The organism is Neobacillus sp. B4I6 (assembly GCF_050434045.1).
In the GTDB taxonomy this organism is placed as follows: domain Bacteria; phylum Bacillota; class Bacilli; order Bacillales; family Cytobacillaceae; genus Neobacillus.
Map to the genome: position 1 here is coordinate 3789430 of NZ_JBNPWB010000002.1, position 16688 is coordinate 3806117.

Below are 16688 nucleotides of genomic sequence, written 5' to 3' on the forward strand. Positions count from 1 at the left end.
ATAGCCTGAGAAGTTTATCAGAAAAGGATAAACTTCTTTTATTTATTTATTTATTTATTTATTTAAATCCTTAGGTGAAAATGCTCCTGGAAGTAAGTCTTTTACTTTGAGTTTTAAAATATCACCCTTTAAGTTTGTTAGTACTACTTCCATTTCTGCATCACAAAGTTCTGAAATTACCTGACGGCAAGCCCCACAAGGTGAAACTGGCCCCTCAGTATCCGCCACAACAACGAGCGAATTAAATTGTGTGACACCCTCAGAGTATGCCTTAAACAAAGCAGTTCGTTCAGCACAGTTCGTCATGCTGTATGCAGCATTTTCAATGTTACAACCATGATAAACTTGACCATCTTTTGACAATAGGGCTGCACCAACTTTGAATTTTGAATATGGTGCATAAGCAAACTCTCTCGCTTTATTCGCTTCAACGATTAAGTCGTTTTTTTCCATCATGTTCACACTCCGCCAAGGAAATTTAATGCTGAACTAGTTTTGTAATCCATTCAAGCAGGACGCCGCCAAAGTACACCCCGAAAACACCAACGACAGCCGAAAATACTGGAGGTGCAGGTAACGGAAGCTTTAAAAATTTAAACAACATACCAACTATTAATCCGGCAATTAATGCCATTATTACGTCTCTCATCAAATGAACCTCACAATAGTATTTTTAGTAATTGCTTAAAGATTGCTCACCTTTACTGATTGAAACACCAGAACTTGCACCAATGCGAGTTGCTCCAGCTTCTACCATTGCAATTGCATCTTCACGACTGCGAACCCCACCAGAAGCCTTTACGCCAATTTCAGGTCCGACTGTTTGACGCATTAAGCGAATATCCTCGACTGTTGCACCGCCTGTTGAAAAACCAGTAGAAGTTTTTACATAGTCTGCCCCAGCTTTTACAGAAATTTCACATGCTCTTATTTTTTCTTCTTTAGTTAACAAGCAAGTTTCGATGATTACCTTTACCAATGCTTTTCCCTTTGCAGCACCCACAACTGCAGCGATATCTCTTTCAACCAAATCATCCTGCTTATCTTTAAGCGCAGCGACGTTAATCACCATATCTATCTCATTTGCACCGTTTTCAATGGCATTTTTTGTTTCAAATGCTTTTGTTTCTGATGTAGTTGCCCCAAGCGGGAAACCAATGACTGTACATACTTTTACTTCTGGGGTATCTGCAAGCATTTTAGCTGCAAAATTTACCCAAGTAGGATTTACACACACCGATGCAAATAAATATTTTTTCGCTTCTTCAACCAATTTACCAATTTCTTCCTTTGTTGCATCTGCTTTTAATGATGTATGATCAATCATCCTAACAACATTTTGAGTCATAACCAATCTTCCTCCCTGTTTCCTGTAAATTTATATAAAGATTTTATGGCATTTATCACAATGTAACTATATCAAACGCGTTGAACATTTGTAAATACATTTATGAACAAATGTAAAAATTGATTTTTTTAATTCTTATCAAGCAAGAATTGTGCTGTATATTGATCCGTTACGAGCACATTGGCGTACCCGCCTTTTAATGCTCCGTATATTCCCTCAATTTTATTCGGACCTCCGGCTACAAGAATGGAATGGTCCTTTTTCTTTAATTCATTAAGATTTACTCCCAGTGTCCTTTCATTTAGGCTCTCGTTGCATACTTCTCCAGATTCATCAAAAAAACGCGAGCAAATATCACCGACTGCCTTTCCATAAAGAGACTTCAAGTCACTTTCTGTAAAATAACCTAGCTGAAATAATAAAGAGTCGGTTTTAATTGGACCAATCGTAAAGAGAGCAATATTGGCCTGACTTCCTAGCTCGAGGATTTTTCGAATATGACGATCAGCCTCCATTGCCTGTTTTACAACAACATGATCGACAATTGCAGGAAGCGGTAGGTTATGGGGGGTTGTATGAAAGGCCTTGCCAAAAAGATATAAAATCTCCGATGCATACGTATTTGTTTCAGCGTGGCTAACACCGCCCTTTAATTGAACAACCTTTACCCCTTTTACAAATTTCTGCTTGAGTTCAACCGCAACATGGTATAAAGTTGTTCCCCAAGTCACCCCAATTATGTCGTCATCCTTGACAATTTCACCAAGATAAACGGCAGCTTTTTCACCCAGATAATTCTTTATGATGTGATCTTCATATTGTGGAATCGAAGCGACAACCGCCTTTTTAAGCTTGAACTTTTGTTCAAGCTGCATCGCAAGATTCTCAACATCTTCTGTAGGATCCAAAATATTGATTTGGACAATACCATCACTTTTCGCCTGCTGTAATAGACGGGATACAGTAGGGCGGGAAACTCCGAGCTTCTTGGCAATTTCATTTTGATTATAATCCAATAGATAATATAACTTTGCTGCTTCAATGACTTTCGCTAATTTTTCACGATCCACTGCTATCACCCTATGTTTTAATATTTTCTTAATTGTAACAAAAAAAACAAATGATTTCATTTATAGTTTACATTTGTAAACAACATTTTGAATTTAATTTCAATATATTTAAAAGTGGGCTTTAATAGGACGGTGAATTTTCATCATCTAATATGGGGAACATTTATTAAGATATTTATCTGAGTTGTTGACAATACAAAAAGACATGTAAAAGTCATCCGCTAATCATCAGTTCTTCTGTATACTGAAATAAGGAAAATGATTCCTTTTGAGGAGGCGATACATTGCAGCAATTAGGCGGATATATATACCGTAAACGTAAATGGGTACTGGTATTTTGGATTTTAGTGATCCTATTATTAGGATTTTTTGCATTAAAATTACCGACAGTTCTTAGCGGAAATGGTTTTGAGTATAAAGGCGAATACAATCATACACGTAAACTCCTCGAACAAGAATTTGGACATTCTAAATCTTCCATTATCCTTGTGTTCGAAAAAGATAAATCGGTTAGTGATGAGAATTTCAGGAAGTTCATTCAAGACATATTTGATAAAATAACGGCTATACATGACAGTGAACAAATGATTCTTCCATTCGAGCAGGACGGGATGGTAAAGGATAATTATGCCTATAGACTTCTTACTTTTAACAAGAAAGCGGAGAGTCTTGGAAAAGAAATTAACCAATTAAAAGATGTACTTGAAAATAAAAAGGGCTTAAAGGTCACAATGACTGGTGAACCCATTATTGTTCAAGACCTAAATACTGCGAGTCAGGAAGATTTAGCAAAAGCGGAAATGATCGGTTTGCCGATTGCCTTAATCGTTCTTATCCTAGCGTTCGGAGGTCTTGTTGCTGCCTCTCTTCCGATTGTTATCGGTGTTGTTTCGATATTATGTACAATGGGAACCGTTTACTTTTTTAGTTATGGTGCTGATTTAACCATTTTTATATTAAATATTGTTCCAATGATCGGGTTGGCACTAAGTATTGATTTTGCTTTATTGTTTATCAATCGATATAAAGAAGAACTAAAAACCAAATCCATTCAGTCTGCACTTGAAATAACAGTATCAACCGCGGGACGATCCATCATCTTTTCTGGCCTTTGTGTTTTTATTGGCTTATCGGCTCTTTGGTTTATCAAAATTGATATCTTTCAAAATGTTGCGCTAGGCGGGATGACCGTAGTGTTAATTTCTGCTGTTTGTGCATTAACCTTTCTTCCTGCATTGCTTGCCATATTGGGAACCAAGATCAACAAATTAAGTATACTGCCCATGGCAGACGAGAAAACAAGCATATGGTACCGATTTGCTAAAATTGTGATGAGGCGCCCTATTCTTATGACAGTTGCAGCCCTTGTTATTCTTTTGGCAGGATTGATACCTCTTAAACAAATGGTTTTAGCAATTCCTGGTACTGAATCTCTGCCGCCAAATTACCCTTCACGAACTGCCATGGAAGTATTTAAGGATCACTTCGTAGCAAAAGAACAGCGCGATGAGAAAAAAGTGACGATGGTCCTAGAAACAAAAGGCAGCATTATTGAAAAAAACAATCTTGAAAAAGTAAGTGAAGTGATAAAAAAACTTGATAACGACAAGCTCGTAAATTCTATAAACTCACCATTTTCAGCCACAGGATTACAGGATGTGGACCAACTTTATCAAGTCCTCACCATTGGAAAAAATACCAAGATGGCTCCTATTTATGATTACTATATTAGAGATAATAAACTGCTTATAGAGGTGTATTTAAAAACAGGCGAACATTCTTCTAAAGCAAGACAATGGGTAGCTGATTGGTCGAATAAAGATTTAGGCTTAAAAGCTTCATTTGGCGGACCCATAAAATTTGAGCAAGAAATTTTTTCAGAAATATTCCAAAAAGCTCCCTATGGATTCTTATTGATTGTCATTTCTACGTTTGTAATATTAATGGCAGCTTTCCGCTCGATTCTTATTCCATTGAAAGCCATCCTAATGAATGTGTTAAGCCTGGGCTGCACCTTCGGAATTGTTGTCTGGATTTTCCAGAAAGGTCATTTAGGAATCACACCAGTTGATATTGCCTTAATTTTACCTGTGTTTGTTTTTACACTTGTTTTTGGTCTTTCAATGGATTACGAAGTATTTCTCATCTCGAGAATACAGGAATTCTATTTAAAAACAGGAGATAATAGTGAGGCTACAATTTCTGGTTTGACTTATACCAGTAAAATTATTACCTCAGCCGCTGCCATTATGATTGTCGTTACTGGTGCGTTTGCTTTTACTGGGGTTATGCCAGTTAAGCAATTAGGGGTGGGAATTGCCATAGCAATTTTCATTGATGCGACGATTGTGAGAATGGTCTTGGTGCCAGCCTTGATGAAGCTGCTTGGCGATTGGAACTGGTGGTTTTTTGGAAAAAAAAATAAAAGACTACATAGATCAAGTAAAAAGCCAGCTTAATTTCCTTGATTGTCAAAAAGAATCATAATTCAATTAGAAGTATGAATACTAAGAATACCTTTAAAGCCAGATTCTGAAGGAGGTATTCTATTTGCATAAAAAAACTCTTCTTATCCTTTTTCTAATATGTCTTTCGCAAACTTCCTTTTTGTCTATTGCAGAGAGTACGCCAAATCAACAAGGAGTAGTTGATTTACGTATCCTAGAAACAACCGATTTGCATGCATCTTTAATCAATTATGATTATTATCAAACAAAAGCAGACAACCGAATTGGACTTGTAAAGACTGCAACACTTATCCGTACTGCAAGGAATGAAGTCCAAAATTCTTTATTGTTTGATGATGGAGATCACCTTAAGGGAAATCCCCTTGGAGAGTATTTAGCTAGAATTCGGGGAATTCATAGGGGAAAAATACATCCAGTTTATCGTGCCTTTAATTTTTTGGACTATGATGCGATTGCCATTGGTAATCACGAATTTAATTATGGACTAGATTTCTTAAATGCCGCCATAAAAGGTGCCAAGATGCCAGTCATCAATGCAAATGTCTTCTCTGTTAAAAAGAATAAACCCTATTTTACCCCCTATGTTATTTTAAAAAGGAATGTGGTTGACCAAACAGGAAGAAAACATGAACTAAAGATTGGGGTCATCTCATTTATGCCAACACAAATCATGAAATGGGATAAGGCGAATCTTGAAGGGAAGATTACTGCAAAACCGATTGTTGATACAGCAAAAGAATTTATACCAATCATGAAGTCTAAAGGAGCGGATATCATTGTCGCCCTTGCCCATACAGGAATCAGCTACGAGCCATATAATGCTGAATCAGAAAATGCTGTCTATTATTTAACAAAAATCCCTGGAATTGATGCCGTGTTAGCTGGACATTCACATAGTGTCTTCCCAGGACCTGTTTATGAAAATTCTCCCAATACCAACATAAAAATGGGGCAAATAAATGGAAAGCCTGTTGTAATGGCAGGGGCTTTTGGAAGCCGACTTGGGATTATTGATCTCAGAATCCAAAAAATCAATAGTACGTGGAGGGTAGTAAAAGGGACATCTTTAACAAGACCCATTGCTGATGAGTCAGGAAATCCTCTTGTAAGGAAGGATAAAGGACTATATAAGTTAGTTAAACCTGAGCACCAGGAAACGGTAGATTTTATTAAAAAATTGGGGCTTTAATAGTTAAAAGATTTTCTTTACATCCAAAGTATAATTTTATAAAATAATGTAGAATATAATTGGTGTTTTTATTAGGGGGAGTCTGTCAAACAGGCTCCTTTTTGTCATTTTTTACTATTGTACTGGATAAAATATTTGGGAGAAGAGGTCGCTACATGTCAACTCAAGCACTAATCGCAATTGGTGTATTTTTAATTACATATGCCTTTATTGTCACAGAAAAGATCCATCGCACGATCATTGCCATGACCGGCGGAATTATGATGGTATTACTGGGAATTATTGGGCAGGAAAAGGCACTTCATCATATCGATTTTAATACACTCGGATTGCTAACCGGTATGATGATCATAGTTGCTATTACTTCTGAGACTGGTCTGTTCAAATACATAGCTATTTGGGCTGCTAAAAAAGTGAAGGGGGATCCTTTAAAAATCTTGCTGGCGCTCGGTACCATAACTGCATTGGGTTCAGCGTTTTTAGATAATGTGACAACGGTACTCTTAATGGTACCAGTTACATTCAGTATCACAAGACAACTTCGAGTAAATCCGATTCCCTTTTTAATTACCGAAATTATCGCATCCAATATTGGAGGAACATCCACACTGATTGGAGACCCTCCGAATATTATGCTAGGCAGCGCCGTGAAGGAACTTACCTTTATGGCATTTATTAATAATCTTACAGCCATATCATTCTTTATCCTATTCGTTAATATTGGAATATTAGCATTCATTTATCGGAAACAGCTTCGGACATCAGAAGAATTAAAAGCCAATCTAATGAACCTGGATGAAAAGGAAGAAATAACGGATAAAAAGTTATTAATCAAATCATTAATTGCCCTTTTGCTGACGATTTTGGGATTCTTCCTGCATCAACTGCTTCACATTGAATCAGCAACTGTCGCATTGGCCGGTGCCTTTTTGCTTCTTCTCTTAACAGGGGAAAAATACTTAGATAAAGCATTTTCAAAAGTTGAATGGACAACCATTTTCTTCTTTATCGGACTGTTCGTATTGATATCAGGTTTGATAGAAACAGGGGTGATTTCGTTATTAGCAGATTATTCTGTACACCTTACCGGGGGTGATGTTACTTCTACATCGATATTAATTCTCTGGGTAAGCGCCATCGCATCTGCCTTTATTGATAATATCCCGTTTGTCGCTACAATGATTCCTATGATTAAAGATATGGGAGAATTAGGAATAAATAATTTAGAGCCACTTTGGTGGAGTCTATCGTTAGGGGCATGTCTTGGCGGAAACGGTACATTAATTGGTGCAAGTGCCAATGTGATTGTTGCCGGGCTAGCAGCGAAGGAAGGACATCCGATTACTTTTGGTAAATTCTTGTTAATTGCCTTCCCATTAATGATTTTATCGATCATAATCTGTACGGTTTACATTTATCTAAGATATTTAATTTAGTTGTTTAGACAACAAATAGTGAAAGAGATTAAATGGATCTAAAAAATGGCTGCCATCAATCTGGCAGCCATTTCTATTATAGTTTAACGTCTTAATTTTTAAGCTCCTTAAAGCATTTCACGACATTTTCAACTGTGAAACCATACTTCTCAAGTAATATACTTTCAGGCGCAGATGCCCCGAACTGATTGATGGCAATGACGCTGCCATTGTCCCCAATATATTCTCTCCATCCAATTGACGAACCCATTTCAATAGCAAGACGTGCTTTAATATTTTTAGGAAGGATTGATTCTTTATATTCAAGCGATTGTTTCTCAAAACGATCCCAGCTTGGCATACTTACAACTGATACAAAAACCCCTTCACTTTCAAGCTCTTTTTGAGCTGCCATCGCTAAGGACACTTCGGATCCTGTTGCAAGCAATAAACCGCTAGCATTGCCGTTTGCTTCTGAAACAACATATGCACCTTTTTTAACACCTTCATAAACCGTTTGTTGTGAAAGCGCTAATGTCGGTAAGTCCTGACGTGTTAAAACAAGGGCTGTTGGCGTATCTGTGCTTTCCAGTGCTAATCTCCAAGCGGCAACAGTCTCCTTCGCATCCGCGGGGCGAAGAATGGAAATTCCCGGCATTGCACGTAATGCTGCTAGCTGTTCAACTGGTTCATGTGTAGGTCCGTCTTCACCTACAGCGATGCTATCATGTGTAAACACATAAGTAACAGGAAGCTTCATTAAGGCAGCTAGACGAATTGCTGGACGTAAGTAATCAGAGAATACGAAGAAAGTAGAACCAAATACTTTAACGCCGCCATGAAGAGCCATCCCATTTAGTGCGGCACCCATTGCGAATTCACGAACTCCGAACCAAATATTGCGACCTGCATAGCTATCAATATAGTAATTCTTTTCAGATGTAATAAGTGTCTTGTTCGATCCTGCTAAATCAGCAGACCCCCCGATAAAATGTGGGACAACATTGGCTGCCGCATTCAATGTTTTCCCCGATGATACGCGAGTTGCGATTTTTTCTCCTTCTGTAAAAACAGGTAATGCTTCTTCCCAATTTGCCGGAAGCTCTCCAATGATCGCGGCTTCAAATTGCTTAGCAAGCTCTGCGTATTCCTTCTTATAACTCGCATATAATTCATTCCATGCATTTTCTTTGAGTTGGCCATCTAGCGTAAATTGCTTGAAATGCTCTTTTATTTCTTCGGGAACGAAAAATGGCTCTTCATTGTCCCAATTATAGGCAGCTTTTGTTAACTTAATTTCTTCTTTCCCAAGTGGAGACCCATGGGAAGCAGACTTACCAGCTTTATTTGGAGAACCATAACCGATCACGGTTTTAACCTCAATTAAAGTAGGGCGATTCAACTCTGTTTTTGCTTCTTGTAATGCTTTTTGAATAGCATCAGTATCATTTCCGTCTTCTACACGAATCACTTGCCATCCATAGGCTTTAAATCTATCCTCCACACTCTCAGAGAAAGATAAATGCAAATCTCCGTCTAATGAAATGTCATTTGAATCATACATAACAATTAGTCTTCCAAGTTTAAGATGACCTGCCAGGGATGCTGCTTCAGCAGATACACCTTCCATTAAATCACCATCTCCACAAATACCATAAGTATAATGATTAACTATTGTATATCCCTCTTGATTGTATGTAGCAGCAAGATGTCTTTCCGCCATTGCCATCCCCACAGCCATAGCAACCCCTTGTCCTAATGGCCCTGTAGTTGCTTCTATCCCAGGGGTATGACCAAATTCAGGGTGACCAGGAGTTCTGCTTCCCCATTGACGGAAGTTTTTCAAATCGTCAATGGTTACGTCGTAACCGAATAAATGTAATAAACTATATAGAAGCATTGATCCATGACCTGCTGATAAAACAAACCTGTCTCTGTTAAACCATTTAGGATTCACTGGGTTATGATTCATTTCTTTTGCCCAAAGTGTATAAGCCATTGGGGCTGAACCCATTGGCATGCCGGGATGACCGGAGTTGGCCTTTTCGATCCCATCAATCGATAAAGTACGAATCGTATTAATGGCTAATTGATCAAGTTTTGTTTCATTAAGTAATGTTGTCATGTGCTATTACACTCCAAATCTATTAATATTGTATATCACCTTGTTATAGAGCAGTTTGAAAGGCTTAGTTTTCATTACCCAAAGCCTTCCAAACCATTTCGTAAACCTTTTTCAAGGGAATGTTATGTAGTTGTGCAATGCTTTTGCATTCCTCAAACTCCGGAGCTCTTTGCACAACATGTCCCTCATAAATTCCTTCTTTTACTGTCACTTCACCCCACTCAGTTGTAACCTTCCTAAACATTCTTTCTAACCGGTGTACTGTTAACGGATAATAGCGTATTCCTAGTGTGGTGGTTTCCTTAAAAAGAATTTCCTTCATTGTATTTATATGTTTCATCGAGCAAAGCAATTGAAGCAATACGCCTGGTCTATTTTTTTTCATATAAATCGGGGTATAGAAGACATCATTAGCGCCAGCCTCAAACAGCAAGTCCATCACATAGCCTAGCCATTCTCCAGGAATATCATCGAGATTAACTTCCATTTTGACCATCTGATCATCAAGATGCTCATTGCTGGGAGGATGATGAGAGACCATTAAATCATTTCCTTTCTTTCATAAAAAGGATTTAAGAGCTATTTTTCTATTCCCCAATGATGACACGGAGCACATTGGGATGGTTTATAAAGGTCTTCGTTCCGGCACCATAACCAATGGATGTAACCTTCATGGATGGTATGGGGCAAAATTCTTCTGCCAGTACAGCAACAATCGCTGCCCCCGTTGGAGTAGTGAGCTCGAAACGAATGTCCGATTGTTCAATTGGTACACCTTTCAAAATTTCAAGAGTGGCCGGTGCAGGGACAGGATAAATACCATGGTCAATATGGATACGTCCAGTTCCTACTGGGATGGGTGATGACTTGATTACGTCTATTTCTAATTGATGAATTAAGATAGCAGCTCCGATAATGTCAATAATCGAATCTACTGCCCCTACTTCATGAAAATGGACCTTCTCTAGCGGAATCCCATGGATATGTCCTTCTGCTTCACCGATTCTTTTAAAAATTTTTAAAGACATTTCTTTCACTGGCTCAACAAAACCAGCACTCTCAATTAATCCAACAATATCCTTATATGCACGGTGCTCATGTTGGTGGCTATGAAGGTGATGATGGTGGTTATGATCCTGGTTGTGATTGTGCTCATGGTCATGATGGTGGTCATGATGGTGGTCATGGTCATGCTCGTGGTCATGGTCGTGCTCATGGTCATGATGGTGGTCATGGTCATGTTCATGGTCATGGTGATGATCGTGCTCGTGGTCATGGTCATGGTCATGGTCATGGTCATGGTCATGGTCATGGTCATGGTCATGGTCGTGCTCGTGGTCATGGTCGTGTGTATGGTCATGAGCATTATTCAATAACACCACGTCAAATTTGGTACTTGTAATCCCATTCTTTACTAACTTTGTCCATGTCAACTTATACTCATCATCAATATGAAGTTTTTTTAATTCTTCTACTAACCGATTGGGATCTGCTCCGGCATCGATAAGGGCTCCAATGACCATATCTCCGCTGATACCTGAAAAACAATCAAAATAAAGTGTTTTCAATTTTTTCTGGCCCCTTTTTGTGCAAGCTGATCAATTAATACTGCGTTATATCCCCCGCCAAACCCATTATCAATATTCACGACACTAATCCCGGAAGCACATGAATTTAACATGGTTAATAAGGCAGATAGTCCATTAAAATTTGCCCCATACCCAATACTTGTTGGGACTGCAATTACAGGATGTGATACAAGTCCGCCCACTACGCTTGGAAGTGCCCCTTCCATACCTGCAACTACAACGGAAACCGTGGCATTTTGAATTTCCTCAGCATGGCTTAACAGGCGATGAATTCCAGCAACACCGACATCATAGATACGATGGACCTTGCTTCCTAATACTTCAGCCGTCACTGCAGCTTCTTCTGCAACCCTTAAATCCGAGGTTCCTGCACAAATCACAGCAATATACCCTTGTGGATCCGCCTCATTCGCATGGTCCTCTTTCCAAAAAAGAATGTGTGCTTCTTCTTTGTAGATAAAATCAGGGCAAGAACGTTTGACAATTTCTGCCTTTTCTTTGGAAATACGTGTGACGAGTACTTGGTTGTTTCGAGCTCGTAACACTTGAATAATTGAAACGATTTGTTCAGTCGTCTTCCCTTCACCGTACACGACCTCTGGGAATCCTTGACGTTTCTTACGATGATGGTCCACTTTAGCAAATCCCAAATTTTCAAATGTTGCTAATTGCTCTTTAGCTTCTTTAACACTTAGGGTACCTCTTTGAACCTGCTCTAAAATTTCTTCAAGCATTCGTTCTCCCCCTTAATATACACTTCAAAAATGTTTTGCCATTCCACTTGCCAATTTTTCATAGTTCTCATATATAATTCTATATTTTTCACTATTTTCCTTAATAGGAACGATTGCTTTACCCATTGGAATATTCTTTTTAATCTCTTCAAATGAATTTACTTTACCAGTAGCCACTAAAGCTGTCCAAGCTGCTCCCCATGCTGCACTGTGATAGCTCTCAGGCACATAAATTTCCGCATCGAATACATCTGCCATCATTTGCAGCCACAATGGAGATCTGGATAAACCACCGTTAGCATATATCTTTTGATGTTTCCCAGCTAACCTCTCTAATGCCTTGCCAATTTGAAAGAGGTTAAAAGTGATTCCTTCTAGAACAGCTCGGATAAAATGTTCTCTTTTATGTGTTACAGATAATCCAAAGAAATTCCCTTTTGCCCGTTGATTCCAAATCGGCGCTCTTTCGCCATTTAAATAAGGGTGAAAGATGATTCCGTCTGCGCCAAGCGGAACCTTTTCTGCATCGGCAAGGAATTCGGAGAAGTCTCTTTGGTCGTTCAAAAGGTCTTTTAACCATTGTAAGGCAATCCCGCCATTATTGGTTGGACCTCCAATGATAGAAAAATCTTCAGTAAAGGAATAACAAAAGGTTTCTTGATTTTCACTTATCTTAACACCTTTTGTGATTTGTCTGATGGCCCCGCTAGTACCCACTGAAACCGCAACTTCACCAGGGAGAATCGCTCCAATTCCCAAGTTAGCCAATTGGCCATCGGCAGCACCAATCACAAAAGGAAGTTCCGGGTCAATTCCCATGTCTTCCGCAATTTGTGGATTAATCCCTGTTAATATCTCAGTTGGAGGGACAATTCTTGAAAGCTGACCATCATGAATATCCGTTAGAGATAATAATGTTTGATTCCAAGTATGTGTGGCAGGGTTAAATAAACCTGTCGCAGATGCCATCGAATAATCAATAACCCGCTGATTAAACCAGCATTGTAGTAAATACTCTTTAATCGACATAAAGTACTTTGCTTGGAGGTAGGGTTCATATTTTGTTTCTTTCATCCATAACAACTTAACGAATGGTGTCATTGGATGAACCGGTGTTCCTGTGTTTGAATAAACCTCGTTACCCATTGTTTCTATCACTGATTCTGCTTGTAGATAACTTCTTCCATCAGCCCAAATTAAGGCCGGAGATATTGGACAGCCATTCTCATCTACACAAATCAGTGAATGCATTGCAGCTGAAAACCCGATTGAAATTAATTCATTTTTCTCAATACCAGCTTTTTGGATCGCCTCTTTGATTGCTTTTACAGCTGATTGTTCAATCTCAATGGGGTCTTGTTCTACCCATCCTTGCTGTGGATAAGTGAATGTGTTCATTCTCTCGGCTTCTGCAATTAATTTACCTTGTAAGTCAAATACGCATGCTTTAACACTTGTAGTTCCGATATCAAGTCCAATTACAACTTCTCTTGACATACTTCCTCTTCCTTTTCACATAACAATAAGTAATATTGGAGTTTATTTTGATCCTTTATTGCTATTTTATATTATCGTTAAAATAAGAGGCTTTGGATGATCCAAAGCCATTTTTTCAGTGTACACTCCTAAGCTAATTTGCCGAGCAGAAAGCTATTCAGATAACACCTTATTCATGCTTCCACTCTGATATCCAATTAAATCTAACGTGATATATTTGTAACCATAGCCTTGAAGTGCTTTCACGATCGAGTCATGATTTTCAAGAATCTCCTTCATATCATTAGGTTCAACTTCGATCCTTGCAATATCCTGATGTGTTCGGACCCGTACCTGATGGATATTGAATGTTTTTAAATAAGCTTCGGCTTTTTCAACCTTCGTCAGCTTTTCTTTTGTAATATATTCACCGTAGGCAATTCTTGAAGAAAGACAAGCTAAAGATGGTTTATCCCATGTCGGCAAACTAAATTCCCGAGAGAGTTCTCTGATCTCCTGTTTAAAAAGATTAGCTTCTAGGAGTGGACCGCGTATCCCCTTTTCTTTAGCGGCTTGCATACCCGGTCGGAATTCATTCATATCATCAGCAATGACACCATAAACTACATTTTGAAAGCCCTTTTCTTCCATAACTGGAATTATGTGTTCAAATAAACTGCTTTTACAAAAATAGCAACGATTTTTATTGTTTTCCGCGTATCCTGGGATTGCGAGTTCAGATGTTTCAATCACTTGGTGCCTGACACCAATTTGATTTGCAAGTACTTTTGCCTCTTCAAGCTCACTAGAAGGGTAGCTTTCAGAGTCTGCTGTAATGGCGAGAACCTGTTCAGCACCTAATGCGTTCACAGCAGCCTTTAATAGAAATGTACTGTCCACTCCTCCTGAAAATGCTACAACCACGGATTCCATTTCTCGGAGAATAGACGTTAATTTTTCGTATTTCTCTGTTAGCATGGTCCTTTTCTCCCCCTATCCCTCATCCAATTTAAAGTCCGCCATTGTTAATTTATTTATTGAGCTGTAGATTTATGTGTACCTTGGATTATATAGTCATGCTGCCAAAGCCGCCATCAACACGAACGAGGGTTCCTGTTACGAAACTTGACGCTTTCTCAGAGGCAAGCCAGACAGTAGCACCTTGTAACTCTTCCGCCTCACCAAAACGATTCATTGGGGTATGTCGCATGATTGATTCAATGCGTTCTTTATCTAAAATTTTTCGGTTTTGTTCAGCAGGGAAAAATCCTGGAATAATTGCATTAACACGAATCCCATTTGGAGCAAATTCACGTGCTAGAAACTGGGTAACGCTGTTAAGGCCTGCTTTTGATACAGAATAAGTAAACACTCTTGAAAGTGGTGTTGTTGAGGAAACGGATGAGATATTAATGATGCTTCCTTTTCTATCCTGCTCAATCATTTTCTTCGCAAAAATCTGGCAGGTTAACACAATTCCTTTTAAATTTATATCCATAATTTTGTCCCATTCGTCCATACCAAGTTCAAAAAATGGTGTAGCACTATTTGTACCTGGTGCATTTAAAAGAATGTCCCAGCCACCGGACCATTGTTCAATTTCATTCGCAACGTTAACTAAAGAATCCATTGAACTAACATCTGCAGAAAACGCCTTTGCTTCCCCGCCGGTCTCTTCAATCTCCTTGACAACTTCCTCAGCTTTTTCAAGATTACGTCCTACAATCGCAACTTTTGCCCCTTGAGAAGCCAAGCCTTTTGCCATTGCTGAACCCAACACACCATTTCCACCAATTGCGACTGCAACTTTTCCACTTAAATCAAATAAATTTGACATCATTCTTCTCTCCTTTGTTCTGTTAAAATAAATTTCCATTTTCATTAAAAGGAATATCATAAAGATCTGAACTTAGTTCCATATTTGGATGCTGTTTTACATATTCAAGTAAAGGCTCAGATACTTCAATTTCACTTAACACTAATGTATTTTTAATGCGGACTAATTTGACGTTTCTAAAATCTAGAATATTGCATGTTTTAATAGCCGCTTGGATCGCTTGTTTATCGTTTGGTAATGTCGTAGCAATTTTTGTAGGAGCAACAACGGTTGAAGTTAAACCATTTGCATAAGTTCCTTCTTTGTCCATCTTGTCTATTAGCCGTTGTGTTGTAAAATCAGCCGTTCCTACGCCATTGGCATTCCCCTCTGATTGATGTGTTACATCGAGCACCGCCATTTTGTTAACTTCGGGTCCGCCAGATGCATATGGTGTTGGATAACGGCCCGTAATATTCGGATCCATACCATCCCCACTAATATTTTTACCTATTTCATCAATTACAAGGACATCCAATTGATCAAAGAAAAGCTTTGGTAATAATTCTTTTGCTTGTTTTTGAAGTTCATGTTCTCTATTAATAATCTCTTCTGGAGTAAGTACATCAATAATTGCAACTTTATCAAATGCATTTTCAACTGTTGCAACTCCAAAAAGTATGGGGGTCTCTTCCATGATGATCTTTGCCATGGCTGGGACATTTTCTGCCATATATTTAAATCCCATTTGATGGCAGGCCTCTGCCCCTTTTTGCTTTCCTAATCCAATACTAATCATCTTCATAATTCCACTTTCTACTGGTCCACGAAAAGCTGTGTGTGGTTTCACACGATTAATAACAACAATTCCGTCCGCTTCAGAAGCAAATTTATCCACATAAACTGGTAAACCATTCGGCAGCTCACTAATCTTTACTACATCCATTGAAGATCGAATCTCGCAACCGACACTTTCTTCGGTGACACCAAGATGCGCTAAAACTTCGCGTTGACCCTCTGCAGTCGCCCCCCCGTGACTCCCCATGCTTGGTACAATGAAAGGTTTAGCTCCTAAATCTTTAAGAAACTTGACTGTTACCTCAGTAATTTCAACGAGGCGATCAAGTCCGCGGCTGCCAACAGCAACCGCAATTTCCATCCCAGGCTGGACTTTTTTCTGAATATGTACTTGCTGTAATTGTTCCTTCAGCGTAGTACCAAGGTCATCAATCTTTGTGTTATCAAAGTGAACTTTGACCTTTGCCATTTTAGGAACTGGAATATCTTTTAATAATTCTTGTAGGATACCCATGTTTGTATCACTCCTTTTTTTTACCTATTAAAGTTTTCCTCATTCTATTACATTCCATGTATTGATGAGGCTATAATGAAATCCCCCTGTAATCCCTTACAAAAGAAACTAAAAAAAAGTATTATTTATTAATTTGTTTACCAAAC

General features: G+C 38.6%; 15 protein-coding genes. 3 read left to right on the forward strand and 12 right to left on the reverse strand.

From position 1 onward, the window contains the following. Nucleotides 1–54 precede the first annotated feature (54 nt). From QF028_RS20905 to QF028_RS20920, 4 genes are all read right to left on the reverse strand, one after another. Entirely contained in the window at nt 55–453 is a 399-nt protein-coding gene (locus QF028_RS20905; protein WP_410888812.1) for a cytidine deaminase, read from the reverse strand. Nucleotides 454–478: 25 nt separating this feature from the next. Continuing rightward, nucleotides 479–649: a DUF1427 family protein gene (locus QF028_RS20910; RefSeq protein ID WP_429468425.1), complete on the reverse strand. Its 171-nt coding sequence runs from the start codon at nt 647–649 to the stop codon at nt 479–481. Between the two features lie 24 nt (nt 650–673). Next, the gene (gene deoC / locus QF028_RS20915) at nt 674–1348 is read right to left on the reverse strand and encodes a deoxyribose-phosphate aldolase (RefSeq protein WP_429468428.1); all 675 of its coding nucleotides are present in this window, start codon (nt 1346–1348) and stop codon (nt 674–676) included. Between the two features lie 128 nt (nt 1349–1476). After that, nucleotides 1477–2418, reverse strand: coding sequence for a sugar-binding transcriptional regulator (locus QF028_RS20920; protein ID WP_429468430.1), 942 nt, complete (start codon nt 2416–2418; stop codon nt 1477–1479). Between the two features lie 284 nt (nt 2419–2702). Here QF028_RS20920 and QF028_RS20925 point away from each other — a divergent pair, with 284 nt between their 5' ends. The 3 genes from QF028_RS20925 to QF028_RS20935 all read left to right on the forward strand — a co-directional run bounded on the left by QF028_RS20925 (nt 2703) and on the right by QF028_RS20935 (nt 7511). Next, nucleotides 2703–4877 (forward strand): MMPL family transporter, encoded by a 2175-nt coding sequence (locus QF028_RS20925; RefSeq protein ID WP_429468433.1) that lies wholly within the window; start codon nt 2703–2705, stop codon nt 4875–4877. A gap of 91 nt (nt 4878–4968) precedes the next feature. Beyond that, complete coding sequence (locus QF028_RS20930; RefSeq protein ID WP_429468435.1) at nt 4969–6075, forward strand: metallophosphoesterase; 1107 nt, start codon at nt 4969–4971, stop codon at nt 6073–6075. 155 nt (nt 6076–6230) lie between these two features. Beyond that, a complete protein-coding gene (locus QF028_RS20935) occupies nt 6231–7511 on the forward strand; it encodes an ArsB/NhaD family transporter (RefSeq protein WP_429468437.1) in 1281 nt (426 codons plus the stop codon). 91 nt (nt 7512–7602) lie between these two features. Here the strand turns inward: QF028_RS20935 and tkt are convergent, their stop codons facing one another. The 8 genes from tkt to QF028_RS20975 all read right to left on the reverse strand — a co-directional run bounded on the left by tkt (nt 7603) and on the right by QF028_RS20975 (nt 16542). Then, the gene (tkt, locus tag QF028_RS20940) at nt 7603–9615 is read right to left on the reverse strand and encodes a transketolase (protein ID WP_429468438.1); all 2013 of its coding nucleotides are present in this window, start codon (nt 9613–9615) and stop codon (nt 7603–7605) included. A 64-nt stretch (nt 9616–9679) separates the two neighbouring features. Next, entirely contained in the window at nt 9680–10156 is a 477-nt protein-coding gene (gene larC, locus QF028_RS20945; RefSeq protein ID WP_168242344.1) for a nickel insertion protein, read from the reverse strand. A 46-nt stretch (nt 10157–10202) separates the two neighbouring features. Next, the gene (locus tag QF028_RS20950; RefSeq protein ID WP_429468442.1) at nt 10203–11183 is read right to left on the reverse strand and encodes a LarC family nickel insertion protein; all 981 of its coding nucleotides are present in this window, start codon (nt 11181–11183) and stop codon (nt 10203–10205) included. Next, on the reverse strand, nt 11180–11938 hold the full coding sequence (gene larB / locus QF028_RS20955; RefSeq protein WP_429468445.1) for a nickel pincer cofactor biosynthesis protein LarB: 759 nt from the start codon (nt 11936–11938) through the stop codon (nt 11180–11182). The genes QF028_RS20950 and larB overlap by 4 nt, the downstream gene beginning before the upstream one ends. A gap of 24 nt (nt 11939–11962) precedes the next feature. After that, nucleotides 11963–13435, reverse strand: coding sequence for a gluconokinase (locus QF028_RS20960; protein ID WP_429468447.1), 1473 nt, complete (start codon nt 13433–13435; stop codon nt 11963–11965). A gap of 153 nt (nt 13436–13588) precedes the next feature. Further along, entirely contained in the window at nt 13589–14392 is an 804-nt protein-coding gene (larE, locus tag QF028_RS20965; RefSeq protein WP_215003881.1) for an ATP-dependent sacrificial sulfur transferase LarE, read from the reverse strand. Between the two features lie 88 nt (nt 14393–14480). Continuing rightward, nucleotides 14481–15251 carry an SDR family oxidoreductase gene (locus QF028_RS20970; RefSeq protein ID WP_429472441.1) on the reverse strand — a complete coding sequence of 257 codons (771 nt, stop codon included), beginning with the start codon at nt 15249–15251 and terminating at the stop codon, nt 14481–14483. 22 nt (nt 15252–15273) lie between these two features. Continuing rightward, nucleotides 15274–16542, reverse strand: coding sequence for a lactate racemase domain-containing protein (locus QF028_RS20975; protein WP_168242339.1), 1269 nt, complete (start codon nt 16540–16542; stop codon nt 15274–15276). Nucleotides 16543–16688 lie beyond the last annotated feature (146 nt).